The organism is Allomuricauda sp. F6463D (assembly GCF_023015965.1).
Classification (GTDB): Bacteria; Bacteroidota; Bacteroidia; order Flavobacteriales; family Flavobacteriaceae; genus Flagellimonas.
Genome location: NZ_JALKAN010000001.1, coordinates 1,468,321 through 1,487,798, shown reverse-complemented (window position 1 = coordinate 1,487,798; position 19,478 = coordinate 1,468,321). Strand labels below are relative to the sequence as shown.

The 19,478-nt window shown below is 38.2% G+C and carries 21 protein-coding genes; 15 read left to right on the top strand and 6 right to left on the bottom strand.

Annotation, left to right across the window (positions count from 1 at the left end):
* Positions 1-213: 213 nt before the first annotated feature.
* Positions 214-600 carry a nucleoside triphosphate pyrophosphohydrolase family protein gene (locus tag MWU56_RS06640; protein ID WP_247043169.1) on the top strand — a complete coding sequence of 129 codons (387 nt, stop codon included), beginning with the start codon at positions 214-216 and terminating at the stop codon, positions 598-600.
* A gap of 27 nt (positions 601-627) precedes the next feature.
* Here the strand turns inward: MWU56_RS06640 and MWU56_RS06635 are convergent, their stop codons facing one another.
* On the bottom strand, positions 628-1,698 hold the full coding sequence (locus MWU56_RS06635) for a branched-chain amino acid aminotransferase (RefSeq protein ID WP_247043167.1): 1,071 nt from the start codon (positions 1,696-1,698) through the stop codon (positions 628-630).
* 106 nt (positions 1,699-1,804) lie between these two features.
* Here MWU56_RS06635 and MWU56_RS06630 point away from each other — a divergent pair, with 106 nt between their 5' ends.
* The 10 genes from MWU56_RS06630 to MWU56_RS06585 all read left to right on the top strand — a co-directional run bounded on the left by MWU56_RS06630 (position 1,805) and on the right by MWU56_RS06585 (position 11,274).
* Entirely contained in the window at positions 1,805-2,281 is a 477-nt protein-coding gene (locus MWU56_RS06630; protein ID WP_247043165.1) for a DUF4920 domain-containing protein, read from the top strand.
* Positions 2,278-2,949 carry a tRNA (5-methylaminomethyl-2-thiouridine)(34)-methyltransferase MnmD gene (mnmD, locus tag MWU56_RS06625; RefSeq protein WP_247043163.1) on the top strand — a complete coding sequence of 224 codons (672 nt, stop codon included), beginning with the start codon at positions 2,278-2,280 and terminating at the stop codon, positions 2,947-2,949. Before MWU56_RS06630 ends, mnmD begins: the two co-directional genes overlap by 4 nt.
* A gap of 123 nt (positions 2,950-3,072) precedes the next feature.
* Entirely contained in the window at positions 3,073-4,020 is a 948-nt protein-coding gene (locus tag MWU56_RS06620; RefSeq protein WP_247043160.1) for a TIGR01777 family oxidoreductase, read from the top strand.
* Positions 4,021-4,150: 130 nt separating this feature from the next.
* Positions 4,151-4,726 (top strand): nucleotide exchange factor GrpE, encoded by a 576-nt coding sequence (locus MWU56_RS06615; protein WP_247043158.1) that lies wholly within the window; start codon positions 4,151-4,153, stop codon positions 4,724-4,726.
* 6 nt (positions 4,727-4,732) lie between these two features.
* Positions 4,733-5,854: a molecular chaperone DnaJ gene (dnaJ, locus tag MWU56_RS06610; RefSeq protein ID WP_247043157.1), complete on the top strand. Its 1,122-nt coding sequence runs from the start codon at positions 4,733-4,735 to the stop codon at positions 5,852-5,854.
* 180 nt (positions 5,855-6,034) lie between these two features.
* Positions 6,035-6,973, top strand: coding sequence for an ABC transporter ATP-binding protein (locus tag MWU56_RS06605; RefSeq protein ID WP_247043155.1), 939 nt, complete (start codon positions 6,035-6,037; stop codon positions 6,971-6,973).
* A complete protein-coding gene (locus MWU56_RS06600; RefSeq protein WP_247043153.1) occupies positions 6,963-8,303 on the top strand; it encodes an ABC transporter permease in 1,341 nt (446 codons plus the stop codon). The genes MWU56_RS06605 and MWU56_RS06600 overlap by 11 nt, the downstream gene beginning before the upstream one ends.
* Before the next feature lie 6 nt (positions 8,304-8,309).
* On the top strand, positions 8,310-9,197 hold the full coding sequence (locus MWU56_RS06595) for a mechanosensitive ion channel family protein (protein ID WP_247043151.1): 888 nt from the start codon (positions 8,310-8,312) through the stop codon (positions 9,195-9,197).
* A 6-nt stretch (positions 9,198-9,203) separates the two neighbouring features.
* Positions 9,204-10,100 carry a DUF6268 family outer membrane beta-barrel protein gene (locus MWU56_RS06590; RefSeq protein ID WP_317236527.1) on the top strand — a complete coding sequence of 299 codons (897 nt, stop codon included), beginning with the start codon at positions 9,204-9,206 and terminating at the stop codon, positions 10,098-10,100.
* 10 nt (positions 10,101-10,110) lie between these two features.
* A complete protein-coding gene (locus MWU56_RS06585; RefSeq protein ID WP_247043148.1) occupies positions 10,111-11,274 on the top strand; it encodes a sigma-54-dependent transcriptional regulator in 1,164 nt (387 codons plus the stop codon).
* Between the two features lies 1 nt (position 11,275).
* On the opposite strand, the gene MWU56_RS06580 is transcribed toward MWU56_RS06585, so the two are convergent.
* Positions 11,276-11,986: a hypothetical protein gene (locus MWU56_RS06580; RefSeq protein WP_247043147.1), complete on the bottom strand. Its 711-nt coding sequence runs from the start codon at positions 11,984-11,986 to the stop codon at positions 11,276-11,278.
* 180 nt (positions 11,987-12,166) lie between these two features.
* Here MWU56_RS06580 and MWU56_RS06575 point away from each other — a divergent pair, with 180 nt between their 5' ends.
* Together MWU56_RS06575 and MWU56_RS06570 are read left to right on the top strand one after the other, a co-directional pair.
* Positions 12,167-13,051: a PPK2 family polyphosphate kinase gene (locus MWU56_RS06575; RefSeq protein WP_247043146.1), complete on the top strand. Its 885-nt coding sequence runs from the start codon at positions 12,167-12,169 to the stop codon at positions 13,049-13,051.
* Positions 13,048-14,445, top strand: a complete 1,398-nt coding sequence (locus MWU56_RS06570; protein ID WP_247043145.1) for a M20/M25/M40 family metallo-hydrolase — start codon at positions 13,048-13,050, stop codon at positions 14,443-14,445. Before MWU56_RS06575 ends, MWU56_RS06570 begins: the two co-directional genes overlap by 4 nt.
* An 84-nt stretch (positions 14,446-14,529) precedes the next feature.
* On the opposite strand, the gene MWU56_RS16610 is transcribed toward MWU56_RS06570, so the two are convergent.
* The 4 genes from MWU56_RS16610 to nusB all read right to left on the bottom strand — a co-directional run bounded on the left by MWU56_RS16610 (position 14,530) and on the right by nusB (position 17,008).
* The gene (locus tag MWU56_RS16610) at positions 14,530-14,811 is read right to left on the bottom strand and encodes a hypothetical protein (RefSeq protein WP_317236515.1); all 282 of its coding nucleotides are present in this window, start codon (positions 14,809-14,811) and stop codon (positions 14,530-14,532) included.
* 431 nt (positions 14,812-15,242) lie between these two features.
* Positions 15,243-15,533 (bottom strand): preprotein translocase subunit YajC, encoded by a 291-nt coding sequence (gene yajC / locus MWU56_RS06560; RefSeq protein ID WP_247043144.1) that lies wholly within the window; start codon positions 15,531-15,533, stop codon positions 15,243-15,245.
* 13 nt (positions 15,534-15,546) lie between these two features.
* On the bottom strand, positions 15,547-16,023 hold the full coding sequence (locus MWU56_RS06555; RefSeq protein WP_247043143.1) for a DUF1573 domain-containing protein: 477 nt from the start codon (positions 16,021-16,023) through the stop codon (positions 15,547-15,549).
* A 37-nt stretch (positions 16,024-16,060) separates the two neighbouring features.
* Complete coding sequence (gene nusB, locus MWU56_RS06550; RefSeq protein WP_247043141.1) at positions 16,061-17,008, bottom strand: transcription antitermination factor NusB; 948 nt, start codon at positions 17,006-17,008, stop codon at positions 16,061-16,063.
* A gap of 178 nt (positions 17,009-17,186) precedes the next feature.
* Between nusB and MWU56_RS06545 the strand changes: the two genes are divergently transcribed.
* Together MWU56_RS06545 and MWU56_RS06540 are read left to right on the top strand one after the other, a co-directional pair.
* Positions 17,187-18,941, top strand: a complete 1,755-nt coding sequence (locus MWU56_RS06545; RefSeq protein WP_247043139.1) for an ABC transporter ATP-binding protein — start codon at positions 17,187-17,189, stop codon at positions 18,939-18,941.
* Between the two features lie 75 nt (positions 18,942-19,016).
* A complete protein-coding gene (locus MWU56_RS06540) occupies positions 19,017-19,391 on the top strand; it encodes a PUR family DNA/RNA-binding protein (protein WP_247043137.1) in 375 nt (124 codons plus the stop codon).
* Positions 19,392-19,478 lie beyond the last annotated feature (87 nt).

Sequence of the window (19,478 nt, the reverse complement as noted above, 5' to 3'; positions counted from 1 at the left end):
GTATTTGATAAAGAAGAGGATAACTATAAACATCAAAAAGAAAAAGAGAACCCAAGCAGTGCCTTTGTAATTTTTTTTGTGCAGTTTTTTATCCTTTCGATAAGATAAAGTGATGAACACTGCAAAGACGATGAAAAATAGCGTGGCAAAAATTATCTGTCCCGTACTGAACATATTTTATATTTTTATGCAAAGCTAAATCAAATAAGTGTAATGGAAAGTAAAATAAAAGCCGTGGAAGTTTTCCACAATTCTTTTGGTTTGGGCGTTTCACATAGGCCCGTAGCAAACCTTGGAAAGGAAAAAAACAATCTTCGTTTTAATTTGATGGATGAAGAGAACCGAGAATATTTAGAGGCAGCCAACGAAAATGATTTGGTTGAAGTGGCAGATGCCTTGGGGGATATGCTTTATATTTTGTGCGGAACCATATTGGAACACGGTATGCAATATAAGATAGAAGAGGTATTTGAAGAGATACAGCGTAGCAATATGAGTAAATTGGGGGCAGATGGAAAACCGATTTATCGTGAAGATGGGAAAGTATTGAAAGGCCCAAATTATTTTAAACCGGATATACAAACAATCATTGATAAATAAAAAAAAGACGCCGATCGGCGTCTTTTTTTATTGAACAAGTTCGTATCGCCATCCAAATTTATCTTCTGCACGATTATATTGAATATCGGTGATTCTTTTCTTTAATAACGCAGCATAACTGTTATCTAAGTCGGGTAGCTCATAATCCTTTCCATGATACCCAAAACCTGAAATAGGTGATATTACGGCAGCGGTACCGGCACCGAACATTTCTTTCAAGGATCCGTTTTCTGCCGCTTTTACCAATTCATGGACCGAAATTTTACGGACCTCAACATCAATGCCTTCATCTTTGGCGATATCCAGAATACTTTTTCTAGTGATTCCGTTCAATATACGGTCACTTGTTGGAGCGGTCATCAATGTATTGTTTATACGAACAAAAACATTCATGGCACCAGCTTCCTCGATGAATTCGTGTGTGTTGTCATCGGTCCAAATGACTTGTTGATATCCTTTTTCTGTCGCTAACTGCGTTGGGTAAAATTGCCCTGCGTAGTTGCCTCCGGCTTTTGCATAACCAACACCGCCGTTGGCAGCTCTGGAATAAGTTTCTTCTATCAACACTTTTACCTTGCCAGAAAAATATGCTCCCGATGGCGCGCAAGAGATAATAAATTTATATTCATCTGCTGGAGAGGCATGGAATCCGTTTCCTGAGGCAAAAACAAAAGGTCTAATATATAAGGAACTACCGGAATTTTGCGGTATCCAATCACTTTCTACTTTGATAAGTGCATTTAGTCCTTCCATAAAATAAGCTTCCGGTATTTCTGGAATTGCCAACCTTTGAGCAGATTTGTTCAATCGTTTACAGTTTTCCAAAGGTCTAAATAGCCACACTTTTCCATTTTCGTCCTTATAGGCTTTCATACCTTCAAAAATAGATTGGCCATAGTGGAAAATTTTGGCTGAAGGATCAAGGCAGATAGGTTGGTAAGGAACCACTTTTGGAGCACTCCATTTACCATCTTTATAATCACAGACCAACATGTGGTCGGTATAGACACTTCCAAACGAAAGGTTGTCAAAATCAACATCTTGGATTTTTGAGTATTTCGCCTTTTCTATAGTAATTTTGTTAGCAGCTGTTTCCATATCACTTACATTTATCGTGTTAAAATTAGCTATTTATTGTTAGTTTTGGACGTTTCACAAATCTAAATATTATACTTAATCTACATTTACTTAAATGTTATCAAAAATGAAAGTTTTTAACACAATTACCGCTTTATTTTTATTAGGAACGCTATTGGTTTCGTGCAAACAGGAAACCATTCAGGGGGATTATTTTGGACAAGAATTCCAAGTTTCCAGCAAAGCAGCAAAAACATCCGAACCTTTTGAACAAATCTCTGCTACAGATTCATTACAGACACAAATGATCGGTGAGATTAAGGAAGTTTGTCAGAATAAAGGATGCTGGATGAAGGTAAAACTGGCATCCGATGATGAGGTTTTTGTTCGTTTTAAAGATTATGCCTTTTTTGTGCCCAAAGATGCCGCAGGTAAAAAAGTTGTGATGAACGGTGCAGCTTTCTTGGAAGAAATGTCTGTGGAGGATCAAAGGCATTACGCAGAGGATGAAGGTGCTTCTGAGGATGAGCTGGCACAGATAACCGACCCCAAAAAAACACTTCGGTTCGAAGCTGATGGGGTGCTGATTGCAAACCAACCTTGAAGCGGAAAATTATTACAACTGGTGATGGTTCCAAAACCATTCAAATAGCTGATTGGGATGAACAGTACCATTCCAAACACGGAGCCGTCCAAGAGGCTTATCATGTTTTTATTGAACATGGTCTTCGTTTATTTCAAAATGAACACATAAAACTTTTGGAAATAGGGTTTGGTACAGGGCTCAATGCACTGATTACTTTATTGGAGGCCCCAAAACAACAGTTGAGCATTGACTATGTTGGTGTTGAAGCGTTTCCGGTTTCCATTGAGGAAGTCAAAGAATTGGACTATTGCACACAGTTGGGAGTCGAAGCTAAGGAATCCATATTCTTAAACATGCATAGAGTTGCATGGGAAGAAGCTGTATCCTTGACTTCTCAATTTTCGCTTCTAAAACAAAAAAAGGACTTCAAAGATATTGATCAGCAGAACCTTTTCAATCTTATTTATTTTGATGCTTTCGGGGCAAGGGTGCAACCCGAACTTTGGACCGAGAATATATTTTTAAAGATGTACCAGGTCTTAAAAGAAGGAGGGGTTTTGGTCACATATTCTGCAAAAGGAAGTGTACGAAGATCTATGCAAGCTGTTGGTTTTATTGTGGAAAGATTACCTGGACCTCCTGGCAAAAGAGAAATGCTGAGGGCTACAAAACCTAAAAATTACTAACTTTTTGTTAAGTTCAGCGATTCTGGTGCATAAAATGTTCTAAAGATCAAACAAATATGTTAAACCTAAATTAAGGCCTAATAAACAGTCGATTAAACCTATAAATTTGCATAAAATGATAGTATGAAGGTGTTGATAACAGGAGCTACGGGATTAGTTGGTAAGGCCATTGTAAAGGTGCTGCACCAAAAAGGTATTCCTATAAATTATTTAACCACGAGCAAAAAGAAGCTAACTTCCACAGAAGATTTTAATGGGTTCTATTGGGACCCAAAAAAGGAGGAAATAGACTTGGACTGTTTTGAAGACGTTCAGGCTATCATCAATTTGGCCGGAACAAGTATTGCAAAACGGTGGACACCAAATCATAGGAAAAAAGTGCTTTCTAGTCGAGTCAACAGCTTGCGAACCCTCAAGAAAGGTTTGGAGCAATCTAAAAATAAAGAAGTGGAATGCCTTATTTCCGCATCTGCCATAGGTGTTTACCCCGATTCCAAAAGCGAATATTATGATGAAAACACTACGCAGATAGATGATGGGTTCTTAGGAGAAGTGGTACAAAGATGGGAGGTCGAGGCAGATTCTTTTAAAAAATTGAATATAGAGGTAGCTAAGATTAGAATAGGCTTGGTGTTGTCCAATGATGGTGGGGCTCTACCCAAAATGTCTCTTCCTATAAAAAATTTTCTAGGTGCACCTTTGGGCAGTGGTGAGCAATGGCAATCATGGATTCATATTGCCGATTTGGCGCAAATGTTCGTATTCGCCGTAGAAAATAATCTCAAAGGAGTATATAATGGTGTAGCGCCGAATCCAGTTACTAATACCAAAATGACAAAAGAAGTGGCAAAGTTTATGGAACGACCATTATGGTTGCCAAATATACCAGCATTTCTTTTAAAAGTATTTTTGGGTAAAATGTCCACTTTGGTATTGGCAAGTCAGCGGGTAAGCAGTAAAAAAATTGAAGAAGAAGGCTTTTCCTTTCAATATGTAAATATTTGTCAAGCTTTGAAGGATCTGTTCACTCCACAGGAGGAAGAGAGTATTCCCGCATCGGTTGAAGCATAGTTAATTCATGACGCTTTTGATACATAGAAACCGCTAAGGCGGTTTTTTTTATGTTTTGCAATGACATTTTGACATTTTTGGACAATTGGCAGTACTTTTGCCACTTCATATCGGAATAAAACATTAGAACATGAGCAATAAAAGTAAGGTTGAGGAAATGGAGGACGAACCTACAAAAGGGCAAACCGAAGCTAGTACTGAGCTGAATGATGAAATTATAGAGGCCAATAATAGTAATGAACACGGGGAAAATTTTTCTGAAGAAGATAAACTGCGTGAGGATTTGGCCAAAGAGAAAGAAAAGTTTCTAAGGCTTTTTGCTGAGTTTGAAAACTATAAGCGAAGAACTTCCAAGGAACGTATGGATTTGTTTAAAACAGCGGGTCAAGAAATAATGTTGGCACTGCTTCCCATTATGGACGATTTTGACCGCGCGCTCAAGGAGCTTTCCAAATCCGAGGATAAGGAAATGTTCAAGGGAGTAGAACTTATAAGCAACAAATTCAAGGAAACCTTAAAGAACAAAGGGTTGGAGGAAGTGGAGGTCGCAGCTGGTGATGTTTTTGATGCTGAAGTACACGATGCCATTACTCAGATTCCTGCGCCTGACAAAAAAATGAAAGGAAAAATTATTGATGTAGTTGAAAAAGGTTTCAAACTAGGAGACCGCATCATTAGACACCCAAAAGTTGTTGTTGGAAACTAAAATTATATGAAGGAGGATTATTACGAAATATTAGGAATTTCCAAAGGAGCTTCAGCTGCAGAAATAAAAAAGGCTTATCGGAAAAAGGCCATCGAGTTTCACCCAGATAAAAACCCTGGCGACACCAAGGCGGAAGAAATGTTCAAAAAATCTGCCGAGGCCTATGAGGTCTTAGGAAATCCGGACAAAAAGGCGAAGTATGACCAATTTGGGCATGCTGCTTTTGATGGAAGTGGAGGATTTGGCGGCGGAGGTATGAACATGGACGATATCTTTAGCCAATTTGGAGATATTTTTGGCGGTGCTTTCGGCGGAGGCGGCGGATTCAGTGGATTTGGTGGATTTGGCGGCGGACAACGAAGGGTGAAAGGAAGCAACCTCCGTATCCGGGTCAAGTTAACGCTGGAGGAAGTGGCCAACGGTGTGGAGAAAAAAGTAAAGGTAAGACGTAAGCGACAAGCGGATGGTGTTACCTATAAAACTTGTCCCACCTGTAATGGTACTGGACAGATTACAAAAATCACCAACACCATATTGGGTAGAATGCAAACAGCTACAACCTGTACAACATGTGGCGGTGCAGGACAAGCCATAGATAAAAAACCATCCGGTGCAGATGCCCAAGGGTTAAAAGTGGATGAAGAAACAGTGTCCATAAAAATTCCACCAGGCGTAGAGGATGGCATGCAACTAAAGGTATCCGGTAAGGGTAACGATGCACCTGGAAACGGTATTGCAGGAGATTTGTTAGTAGCTATTGAAACGCTGGAGCATGATACGCTAAAAAGAGAGGGGGACAATCTTCATTACGATTTATACATAAGTATGTCGGAAGCTGTTCTTGGTAGTTCCAAAGAAATTGATGCCATTGGTGGAAAAGTCCGTATAAAGCTGGAGCAGGGTCTACAGTCCGGTAAGATTTTAAGACTTCGAGGTAAGGGTATAAACAGTTTGAACGGTTATGGCAGTGGAGATTTACTAGTACATGTTAACGTGTGGACCCCTAAACAATTGAATAAGGAACAGAAGGAGTTTTTTGAGCGTATGCAAGAAGATGAGAATTTTATCCCAAGACCAGAAAAATCAGATAAATCTTTTTTTGAGAAGGTAAAAGATATGTTCTCTTAAGATTTAAAACCTTCAGTTTAAAAAAAAACGTATATTTGAAACTGATGTTGGGTGACCAATATCTAATTTTCTTTTTCATAGCAATTTTTTTCCCATCCTTAAAGTTTTTGAGGGTGGGTTTTTGTTTTTATAGGAAATGCAGGTATTCTGCAAATACATATCTTTGAAAAAATAGTTTAGATGGATCATATCCTCGTTGCCAAAAATGTGACCAAAACTTATGGGAATTCTACTGCATTGCGCAACATATCGCTTCAAATTCCGAAGAATAGCATTTACGGACTTTTGGGTCCCAATGGGGCGGGTAAAACCACATTTATAAGAATCATCAATCAAATTACCCATCAAGATTCTGGTGAGATCATGCTCAATGGGGAGCCGCTGGCTCAGAAACATATTGCTTCCATAGGTTACTTGCCTGAGGAACGCGGACTGTATAAAGGTATGAAGGTAGGAGAGCAGGCACTCTATTTGGCGCAATTAAAGGGATTGTCCAAAAATGAAGCCAAAATTCGGCTTAAATACTGGTTTGACCGTTTGGATATTGGTGACTGGTGGGATAAAAAAATTCAAGAGCTTTCCAAAGGAATGGCCCAGAAAATCCAGTTTATAGTCACCGTGCTCCACGAACCTAAATTGTTGATCTTTGACGAGCCATTTAGCGGATTTGATCCAATAAATGCGAATATAATCAAGGATGAGATACTTCAGTTAAAAGAAAATGGTACATCCATTATATTCTCCACACATCGTATGGAATCAGTGGAAGAGCTTTGCGAATATATAGCGTTGATCCATAAGTCTGAAAAAATATTGGATGGTAAATTGTCGGATATTAAAAAAGCATATAAAAACAATGTTTTCAACGTTGGGCTCCAAGTAGAAAAAGATGCCAAAGAATTAATGCAGTCGATAACTCAGAAATTCAATGTTCTTTCTTCTGAAATTGATGTTGTGGAACATCAACTGAATTTTAAGGTACAGTTATCAACATCGCAAACAGGAAATGTATTATCGGAACTTTCTAAAATGGCGAACATTAATCGGTTCGAGGAAACCATACCATCGGCCAATGATATTTTTATTCAAACCGTAAATAACAAGGACAATGGCAAATAAACTTGGGTTGATCATCAAACGGGAATATTTGGCTAAGGTGCGCAATCGTTCCTTTATTGTAATGACCATTTTAAGCCCGCTTTTAATCGTTGGAATGATTGTGCTCATTGCATATTTGGCCAAGATAAATGATAATGGAACAAGGGTGATTTCAGTATTGAATGAAAGTGCTTTTTTTCAAGAGGAATTAAAGCCTTCAAAAAATATTTCCTATGTGCATTTTGATGATTTGACTCTGGAGCAAGCAAAGGATTCTACCAATTCTTTGGAATATTACGGATTACTCTATATTCCTAATGGAACCACAGTGGAAGAGGTGGCCAAAGCTACTTATCTTTTTGCTAAGGACAACCCAAACACCTCTGTGACCCAGGAGCTCGAGCTAATGTTCCAAAAGAAATTACGACAAGACCGTTTACAGAAGCTAGGGGTTTCTCCGAAACAATTCTCGAATATAGAAAACCCCTTCGAAATTAACCTTTCAACTTTTGCGGGAGAAAAGAGCATGAAGGGCATTAACGAGATAAAGGCTTTTATTGGAGGAGCATTTGGGTATGCTATTATGATGTTTATTATAATTTATGGCGGCTTTGTAATGCGGAGTGTGATTGAGGAGAAAACCAGTCGAATTATTGAGGTCATCATATCCTCTGTAAAACCATTTCAATTAATGCTGGGAAAAATCATAGGCAATTCATTAGCAGGAATTACTCAATTTACCATCTGGGTTGTTTCCGCTTCCGTATTGATGTTTTTTGCAGTTTTGATTTTTGGAATCGATCTTACTGCGCTTTCCAGCAATTCTGCTATGCCCCACAATACAATGGGTACAATGCCTCAATTAGGGACTATGGATAACGAAATGATGATGTATGCCAAAGAGATTTATGACATACCATGGGGCTTGCTTATATTTTCGTTCTTTATTTATTTTATTCTTGGGTATTTAATTTATAGCTCCATTTACGCAGCAATCGGAGCGGCAGTAGATAATGAAACAGATACACAGCAATTTATCTTCCCTATTATCTTACCTTTAATGTTGGCTATCTATGTAGGGTTCTTTTCTGTATTTAGTAACCCACATGGTCCCATTGCGGTTGGCTTTTCATTGTTTCCGTTAACGTCGCCCATTGTAATGCTGATGCGGTTACCTGGAGGAATAGGTGAGGGGGGAGTGCCTTTATGGCAATTTTTACTCTCCATTTTCCTTTTGATCATTACTTTTTTTGGTATTGTGTCATTGGCGGCCAAAATTTATAGGACAGGAATCCTAATGTATGGTAAAAAACCTACCTACAAAGAATTGATAAAATGGTTGCGATATTAGAATAATATGCAAGAAGGTACTGATGACATAAAAGAAATCATCCGAGATGATGTTTTGGGATCCATTAAGGAATTATTAAATCTAGGGTTCCATATTGGAGAAGGTGAAAAGTCGATTAACCTCACGATAGGTTTACTGCTGCTTTTAACATTTACAATTATAGCTACGAAATTTATACTTAGATGGCTACGCAACATCTTTACCAGAAGGATGAAGCAGGAAGATAAACAAAAATTCACCAGTGTTTTTAGGTTTTTAAACTATGTTATATACCTAATTGCCGTGTTGGTCACTTTAAGTGCCGCAGGAGTGGATATAACTTTGATTATTACCGCTTCCGCAGCATTGTTCGTTGGTTTGGGGCTGGCGTTGCAGGAGTTGTTTAAGGACGTACTAGGTGGCATTTTTATAATTGTGGACAAATCGTTGCAAGTGGGTGATGTGGTCGAAGTTGATGGTAAAGTGGGCAAGGTATTCGAAATTAAATTGCGAACAACACGAGCCTTAACCCGTGATGATAAAGTCCTCATTCTTCCCAATCATAAGTTTATCAGCGACATAGTTTATAATTATACCCAAAACCACAGGACAACACGGGAAAAAGTTAGTGTTGGCGTGGCGTATGGAAGTGATGTCGATCTAGTGACCAAGATCTTGGAAGATGTGGCCAACAACCAGCAACAAGTACTCAAAAACCCTAAACCATTCGTACTATTTGAGGACTTTGGAGATTCCGCATTGATTTTTTCCATATTTTTTTTTACCGACGATACTTTTAGGGATCCTAGAATAAAAAGCGAAATGCGCTACAAAATCAACGCCCAGTTTAAAGAGAACAACGTTAGCATACCGTTCCCACAGCGCGATATACATATTATTCAGCCAAAACAATAAGAAGCTATAAAAACCTCAGTTTACCATAAAACAATCTGGAAGTGGCTCACTTTCATTGTCGCACTTTGTTGCTGTAATTTAAGCGCACAGAGCACGGATATTTTTAGATTGGAATACCTTAATATCCCCGAAAATGAATCAGGCATTAAAACACAGCGATACAAAGCACTTGTTAATTTGCCAATAAAACTCAATGATAAAAAAGACTATTTGGTAGTAGGAACGGAGTATAATCGATTTGATATGGGGTATTCAGGAAATCTTCCTTTTGATAAAAAAGAAATGATAAGGTTCCATGTCATAGATTTTAATATAGGGTATATAAAAAAATGGAATGATAATTGGAACTTGGTTACAATTTTAACGCCAAGGTTGGCCTCAAATTTATTGGACGGTGTCACAAGGGACGATTTTTTTATGAATACCTCAGCAGTTTTTTGGAAGGAAAAATCTAAAGCTGACAAACCATTCAGATTGGTATTGGGACTTACGTATAACAGTACTACGGGAATACCGGTCCCATTGCCACTTATCCATTATTATAGAAGGTTTAGTCCAGATTGGTCGTTTGTGATTGGTGTGCCCAAATCCAATTTAAAATATCATATTAATAAAAAGCATAGTTTGGAGTTGGCACTGTTCTTGGATGGTTATTTTATGAACCTTCAGAATAATATTGAATTGAACAATGGTTTGATCGCATCCCGAATATCTTTCAGCTCTTTGGTTGGAACTTTGGGCTATCAGTACAATTTTTCCAAAACTGTTTCTTTTTTTGCACTTGCTGGAAGTACACTGGTTCAAGAAGGGAAGTTAAGGAATCGGGAAAGAGGTGAAGTATATTTGTTCAACAACGATTCAAATTTTTATATTCGAACAGGTTTCAAGATAGGAATTTTTTAAATTACAGAATATGTCAAAAATATTGGTGGTCGAGGATGAATCGGCAATTAGAAGGGTGTTGGTTAAAATACTGGCTGAAGAAAACGATGACTATAATGTAGTAGAGGCCGAGGATGGTAAAGCAGGAATAGATCTTATTAAGAAAGAAGATTTTGATTTAGTGCTTTGTGATATCAAAATGCCCAAAATGGATGGAGTAGAAGTTTTGGAGGCAGCCAAGAAAATTAAACCGGAAATTCCTTTTATCATGATATCCGGACATGGTGACCTAGATACCGCTGTTAACACAATGAGGTTAGGAGCATACGATTATATTTCCAAACCACCAGATTTAAATAGACTGCTAACCACTGTTCGTAACGCCCTGGATAGAAAAGAATTGGCAGTGGAGAACAAAGTTCTAAAGAAAAAAATTTCGAAGAACTATGAAATGATTGGGGAAAGCAAAGAGATTGGATCTATTAAGGATATGATTGAAAAAGTGTCCCCTACCGATGCAAGGGTTTTGATAACAGGCTATAATGGTACGGGAAAGGAACTTGTTGCCCATTGGATTCATCAAAAAAGTCCCCGCTCCTCTGCACCCTTTGTAGAGGTGAATTGCGCTGCAATTCCGTCCGAATTAATAGAAAGTGAATTATTCGGACATGTAAAAGGAGCGTTTACTTCTGCGGTAAAGGATAGAGCCGGTAAATTTGAGGCTGCGAACAAAGGAACCATATTTTTAGATGAAATAGGTGATATGAGTTTGTCTGCACAGGCTAAGGTTTTGCGAGCTTTACAAGAGAATAAAGTTAGCCGGGTAGGTTCCGATAAAGATATTAAAGTCGATGTTCGTGTGTTGGCCGCTACGAACAAGAATCTTAAAAAGGAAATTGAAGAAGGAAAATTTCGTGAAGATCTTTACCATCGCTTGGCCGTAATTTTGATCAAGGTTCCGGCACTCAACGATAGACGTGATGATATTCCTTTGTTGATAGAACATTTTTCAAAAAAGATAGCATCCGAACAAGGAATCGGGCAAAAAGATTTTTCCAAGAAAGCCATTGACCTGCTCAAAGGTTATGATTGGACAGGGAATGTTCGTGAACTCCGTAATGTTGTGGAACGTTTGATTATATTGGGAGGCAAGGAAGTATCCGAAGAGGATGTAAAATTATTTGCCAGTAAATAATCTATTTGCAGTCACCTAACCTATTTAGGGCTTCTTTGGCGAGGACTTTTACTCGCTGGTGATATTCTTTTTTATGTTGTGATAGTTGTGGGTTCATCAAAAGTAAACGGGATTCTTCATGAATATTGGAGATAAACCGTTGAGCATCTTTACAGTCCACATCCGAAACTACTTTATCCAATGAGGATTCAAAGCCCAATAAACATTGATGTACCTGTTTTTTTACTGTAGCTCCATGTGTCAATATCATTCCATCTTGGAAGTCTAGAACATCGGTGGTATTCATCACCAAAACATTGCTACCATATTCGCTGAATGTTTCTTGTTCAAACTCTTTTAAAACATTAAGGCCGATTATCGTATTCTCCAGTGCCTTATGTAATCCAATTTTGGATTTTGTCAATGAAGTTGCTTTAGTTGCTGATTTTAGATGGGAAAGCGTAGTTTCTAGACTTTCTACGGCTCCCTCACATCCACAATCCTTAAAGTTGTCCCTGGTTTTCTCAATACCGTTCAAAGCTTTATAAGCATGGTATTTGGCCATGTTTAAATCGTAGGTATGTACCGCTTTCTGTATTTTATTTTTAATATACTCTAGATTGGAGCTTGCATATTGACAAGCATTTGCGGGTGTGTTGAATGAAGCCATGAGCCATAGGCCTATCAAGCCAATGACAAAGACTATAAGTAGGATAATCTTTCTGCTTTTCATAACGCTTATTGATTTGGGACGCTGCGTCACTGATTAACATAAAGTTACATTTTCAATACTGGATAAAGCAAATAGATCGATTAAATAACCATCTTTGGGTATGATTGGTTAAAATATCGACGAAATGCATAATTAAAATCTTGGTTGAAGTAGTGGCGAAAAAGGATTATATTCATTCCTATGAAAAAAATTAAAACAGAAGAATATCGGGTTATTGATGATGTCAAGCTTTCCGAACTAAGCACACACGAAGATTTTAATGCATCAGATAAAGAGCTTAAAAAAAAACTTAAGGACGTTCGCAAGGACCTAGGCGAATTCCAAGACACACTCTACGCCCATGGTAAATATGGGGTGTTGGTTTGTTTGCAAGGAATAGATACTGCCGGAAAAGATAGTTTAATCAGGGAGGTGTTCAAGGATTTTAATGCAAGAGGAGTAGTGGTTCATAGTTTTAAGGTGCCCTCAACCAAGGAAAAAAAACACGATTACCTATGGAGGCATTATGTTGCGCTACCCGAAAGAGGAAAGTTTTCGGTATTCAATAGAACACATTATGAAAATGTATTGGTCACCAAGGTGCACCCCGAATATATATTGGGAGAGAATATCCCAAACATCAAAACCTTAGATGATATTGATGACCAGTTTTGGGAAAATCGCTATAGACAGATAAATGATTTTGAAAAACATATAAACGAAAACGGTGTAATCATATTCAAGTTTTTTCTACATCTGTCCAAAGAGGAACAGCGACAAAGGCTTTTGAGAAGGATACGATTGAAGAGGAAGAACTGGAAATTTTCCCCAGATGATCTGAAAGAGAGAAAACTCTGGGATAAATACGAAGTGTGTTATGAGGAAGCTTTGAGTAAGACATCCAAGGATCATGCGCCATGGTATGTGGTTCCAGCTGACAACAAGAAAGCCGCAAGGGTCATTGTGGCATCTATTATGTTGGAAGCGTTAAAAAAGTATAAAGATATAGACGAACCTGAGCTGGACGATGAAATAAAAGCTAATTTAGAAAACTTTAAACAACAACTGGAAAAAGAAACCATATGAGAACAGTCTTAGTTTTGGCCTTTTTGTTGGTCAGCACCCCTTTTTTCTCACAAACGGAAGATGAAAAGCAATTAAAAGCAATCTATGATACAGCATTGACAAATGGCAAGGCTTACGATTGGCTAAATTATCTGTCCAATCAAATAGGAGGTCGTCTATCTGGATCTGTACAGGCACAACAAGCGGTCGATTATACTAAAGAACAATTAGAGCAGTTAGGTTTGGACAAGGTATGGTTGCAGCCTGTTATGGTTCCAAAATGGGTAAGGGGAATCCCCGAATTTGCATATTTTGAGACAAAACCCGGGTTAACCACCAATGTGCCCATATGCGCGCTAGGAGGTTCTGTGGCAACGCCGGATGGTGGATTAAAAGCCAATGTTGTTGAGGTACAAGGGATAGAGGATCTGGAAAAATTGGGAAAGGATAAAATTTCAGGTAAAATAGTTTTTTACAATCGACCAATGGACCCAACAATAATCAATACATTCACTGCATATTCTGGTTGCGTGGACCAACGTTATTCCGGCGCATCCGAAGCGGCAAAATACGGAGCTTTGGGAGTTATTGTACGTTCAGTGAACCTTCGTTTGGATGATTATCCCCATACAGGTTCCATGGGGTATGGTGATACGCCAGTAAATCAGCGGATACCAGCGGCCGCTATTAGTACCAATGGTGCTGACCTCTTAAGTACAACCCTTAAACTAAACCCAGATGCTAAGTTTTATTTCAAACAAAACTGTAAACAGTTTGATGATGTGCAATCTTATAATGTAATTGGTCAAATAACAGGAAGTACACACCCCGATGAGATCATGGTCGTTGGTGGTCATTTGGATTCATGGGATTTGGGAGATGGATCACATGATGATGGTGCAGGATGTGTGCAAAGTATGGATGTATTGAGACTTTTAAAGGAAACTGGGTATAAACCTAAACGTACATTACGGGTAGTCTTGTTTATGAATGAAGAAAATGGATTGCGCGGTGGCAATAAATATGCAGAGGTGGCTCTTAAAAAGAATGAGCAGCACATTTTTGCTTTGGAAAGCGACTCCGGTGGATTTACCCCAAGGGGTTTTACTATTGATGCCGATGCCGCGAATCTAAAACAGATACAAGGATGGAAAGATTTATTTGAACCTTATTTGATACATATGTTTTACGAAGGGGGTAGTGGTGCGGACATAGGGCCATTAAAAACAGAGGGTATGGTTCTGGCAGGGCTGCGCCCGGATACCCAGCGTTATTTTGACCATCACCACGCTGAAAACGATACATTTGAACATGTAAACAAACGCGAGTTGGAGCTAGGTGCCGCCACCATGGCAAGCTTGGTTTATCTTATTGATAAATATGGAATCATTTCTACCAAAAAAATCAAAGGCTAAAATATGTAGGTATACAATTGAAAAGTCGTCCAGATGTAAGCTGGATGGCTTTTATTTTAAACCATTAAGCTTTCCTTCCCTTTTTCATTCGTTTTGGGCCATACCACAACCAAAATCCGGTGATGGTAAAACCAGTAAGGAAACACCCATAACCGAAGTATACACCAACTTTACATAATCACTCGTTCCAAGATAATCATCAACTATGGAACTATCATGCACGCCTTCTAAAAAATCAGATTTTCTTTGTCCAATGGAAAGCACTTTGCCGTTGGCCCCATCTAATTGGATTTCGTAATAAGAATCAACAAAAAGAAACTTCACAGATCTTTTTTCTTTTCTAAGGTCGATTTGGTCCAATTCCAAAGATAAATCAGAGGAGCTACTGAACTTAGCAAGGTATTGCAGGCAATGGTGTGTAAACCGTCAATGGGCAGCCATTTGTTGCCCTCTTGTATATCTGGGAGAATATAACCATTGGAATTTTTTTCCAATCCAAAATGAGTCCGGATACTGAGATAAAAAAAATAAATAAAAATGCTCCTGTAGTTCTGTGTACTTTTCGAAAAACTCGTAATAATTTGGCTTGCTTCTTCCTTTTGCCCATTTCTGTCTGGTAAAAAAGCCTAAATATCATCAAAATTTAGCAAAAAAATCATGACAGTACGTACCCTAAATTAATTGTTGAGGTCGTATTAAATATAATATTTAGAGTTTAAAAGTGGAATAAAAAGAACGTCCCTTGGTTTGGATAACCAAGGGACGTTCCTATTCTAAAATATATGTATTAAATATCTTTACTTCTTGTCGGCAGGAGGATTCAACTTTTTGCTCATTTCCATAGAAATAGCAGAGCGGTCAAATTTTAATCGTCCGGCCATGGTTTCGATAACACAGGAAAAATCCTTGTCGTTCAATTCCACGATTTTACCATGAAGACCACTTTTGGTAATGATCTTATCGCCTTTTTTCAACTCTGAAGCAAATTTCTTTTCATCCTTCTGACGTTTGACTTGAGGACGAATCATAAAAAAATACGCCACGGCAAAAATCAATATCAGAGGTAAAAATTGTCCTAGGTTTTCCATGTAGGTTTTTTAATTATTTAACAGGACCTGCTGGTACTGCTCCAGGTGCTTGAACAAATGCTTTGATCCTCAAAATTTCGCTACCTTTTGCTGTGTTTGCGTTTACGGTAATCGTTTTTGTGACCTGATTTTGACCGGCGCCGTTGAATTTAACCAACAACTCTCCAGTTTCCCCTGGTGCAATAGGATCTTTTGGAGGATTAGGTACCGTACAACCACAGCTACTTTTAGCATCCGTGATAATCAAAGGTGCGTTACCTGTATTGGTAAAGCTAAATACGGTTTCTTGTGGTGTTCCACGTTGGATAGTGCCAAAATCATGTTCCATTTTCTCGAAAGACATTACAGGAACCATTTTTGCTGCTTCATCTCTGTCCACCGCTGTTTCAACATTGTCGGCAACTATTTTTTTTGATGCGTTGTCCTTACATGATACGCCCGTTATGGCGACTACCATGATTAAACTTAAAATTGTCGATATTCTTTTCATGATTAAAATTGTTTTTCCAAAATTAAGGAATAATTGTTTATTGCAAGCCTCTTCCGATTTTTTGAAGCCTACCATCGGTTTGGTACTCCTTTACCAATTTGTCCAAAACCCCATTGATAAAAATGCTGCTCTTGGGGGTTGAGTATTCTTTGGCAATCTCTAAATATTCGTTCAATGTAACTTTTTCTGGTATTGATGGAAAGTTGAGCAACTCGCAAATGGCCATTTTTAGAATAATGGAATCTATCTCCGCAATACGGTCATTGTCCCAATTTGGTGTTTTTCCCTCGATTTCCTTCTCCCATTTGGAATCGTTGAGCAAGGTCTTGGTCAAAAGTTGGTTGGCAAAATCCATATCCTCTTGGTCGGTAAGAAGAGAGGGCAAGAAAAAACGATCTCCAGAATCTGGTTTGGCTTTTTTCAATCGTTTCACCAAAAATGTATTTACGATTGGAAAATCGTCCACCCAAGTTAGCTTATCATCCTCGAAGTAGTCATAGATTTTTTCGTTGGGTGCTATTATTTCCTTAAAAAGTTTAATAATCACATTCCGATCGTCTATGAAAGTATCCTCTCCATTGGACATGTATTCTTTGTAAACATCACTAGAAACAACAGCTTTATGAATGATTTTTATGTATTCATCGTTCATGTACCAGTTGTTCAGCTTTCGCTTGGAAAGTTCGTTTTTTAAAAGCTCATTATCCGCCAATTGCTTTAACAGCCGGTTCTTAACAAACTTTTCCGGATTGGGGTAGTTGTCTTCTTCGGTGGCCACATATTTTTTGGAAGCATGGCTTGTGTGTTTTTCGGCCAAACGATGGAGTTCGGCCAAAAGGCTTAAAATTAAAAGGTACAGAACGTACATGTTTTCTATACTGACGCGCAGAAACTTTTCTTGTTTTTGCAAAGAATCGTCTTTGGATTGTACCAATGCGTATATGCACTGCATTACTTTTACTCTGATGTGCCTTCGGGTAAGCATGTTTAAAGAACTTTTAAAGTCATTGTTTGGCTTTCACTCCGCAAAAGTAATCTTATATTTGAATCTTACCTACCAAAGTTGATTTCTTATAAATTTTATAACGTTTACTTTGTATAGTATGGTATATATTTGCCGGATTGTTCGTGGACATCGACACTAAAAACTGCCTTTCCTCGTTATGAAGGAGCTAAAACACCTAAATAAATACTTTAAAAAATATTGGCTCAAATTATTTTTGGGGGTTCTGATCACCATAATTGCGCGTGTATTTTCCCTGATTATGCCTTCATATGTGAACAAATCAATTCAGGCGGTCGAGGATTTTACCGCTAACATTATTTCCCTTTCCGATGCCAAGGGGCTGTTGCTTCAATACATTTTAATCATTGTTGGGGCAGCCATTCTTTCAGGTCTCTTTACTTTTTTAATGCGGCAAACCATTATCAATGTATCCCGTTACATAGAGTATGATCTTAAAAACGAGGTGTTCGACCACTATCAATCGCTCAGCCTCAATTTTTACAAAAAAAATAGGATAGGTGATTTAATGAACCGTATCAGTGAAGATGTGAATCAAGTACGTTTGTATGGCGGGCCAGCAATTATGTATGGTATACAAACCTTGACGCTTTTTGTGTGCCTAATTCCCCTGATGTTTATAAAAGCACCAACACTGGCAGCATATACTTTATTGCCATTGCCCATTTTATCGGTTTTAATTTATCAGATAAGTAAGATTATCCACCGTAGAAGTACCAAGGTCCAAGAATATTTGTCAACCCTTTCCACATTTACTCAAGAATCATTTTCAGGTATCTCTGTGATAAAGGCCTACAGCATTGAGCCTAGAATAAACTCAGAGTTACGAGGTTTGGCTCAGGAAGGTAAGGATACCAGTATGGCCTTGGCCAAAGTTAATGCATGGTTTTTTCCTTTGATGATCTTATTGATCGGGATAAGTAATGTCTTCGTTATCTACATCGGGGGACGCCAATATATTAATGGAGAAATCGAAACCATAGGGATCATTGCGGAATTTATTCTTTACGTTAACATGCTTACATGGCCCGTAGCTATCGTGGGCTGGCTAACATCGATTGTACAGCGGGCAGAAGCTTCGCAAAAACGTATAAACGAATTTTTAAAAGAAGAGCCATCAATCCAAAACAAAGTTTTGGAATATACACCGATCAAAGGAGCAATAGCGTTCAAAAATGTAACTTTTACGTACGAAGACACTAATATTACTGCATTACAAAATATTTCCTTTTCTGTAAACGCAGGAGAAACCGTTGCAATTATCGGAAAAACAGGCTCAGGTAAATCAACTATTTTGGATTTGGTTGCCCGGCTGTACGATACAACCTCTGGTGAGGTATTGATCGATGGGGTACCTATCCAAAATCTAAATTTGAACAGTTTGCGAAGTTCTATTGGTGCCGTACCCCAAGACGCCTTCTTGTTCTCCGACACTATTGAAAACAATATCCGTTTTGGTAAAGCGGATGCTACGCACGAGGAAATTGTAGAGGTTGCAAAAAAAGCAGTGGTACACAAAAACATTGAAGGATTTGCCAAAAAATACGATACCATTCTAGGCGAAAGAGGGATTACATTGAGTGGAGGTCAAAAACAAAGGGTCTCTATTGCCAGGGCACTTTTAAAGAACCCGAAGATCTATCTATTTGATGACTGCCTTTCCGCGGTGGATACGGAAACCGAAGAAGAAATCCTTAATAACTTAAAAAGAGTTTCGGAAAGTAAAACTACCCTCATCGTGAGCCACAGGGTTTCATCGGCCAAGAATGCGGACAAAATCATTGTTCTGGACAACGGAAACATCATCCAGCAGGGCACCCACGAAGAACTCAATAATATGGATGGTTATTATAAAGACCTTTATAAAAATCAACTTTCGGGCAAAGAATCATAAAAAAGTTGCTGAATTAGCTTTTTTTTTACATTTTTGATAACATAATTCAACATAGTACTAAATACACTATACCATATGGGCCAGAAAGATACCGTGGATCAGGAAGAGATTTATTCGAAAGTATTGAGAGCAGGAAGAAGAACCTACTTTTTCGATGTAAGGAGCACCAAGGCCGGAGATTATTATTTAACCATCACTGAAAGTAAAAAGTTTACGCATGATGATGGGTCGTTTCATTACAAGAAACACAAAATTTACCTTTATAAAGAGGATTTTAGTGATTTCCGAGAGATAATGGAAGAGATGATGGATTACATAATTGACGAAAAGGGAACCGAAGTCATCTCCGAACGCCACCAAAAAGATTTTAAAAAGGAGGAAGGAAGCTTTAGTGAAAATGGAAGCACCTCCGAGAGTAACTTTACCGATGTAAGTTTCGACGACATTTAAAAAGTAACCCGTTAAAAAAGTTAAACGACCTGTATTTTACAGGTCGTTTTTTATTTTTGCCTGTATCACTTAGTATCCAAAAATAAA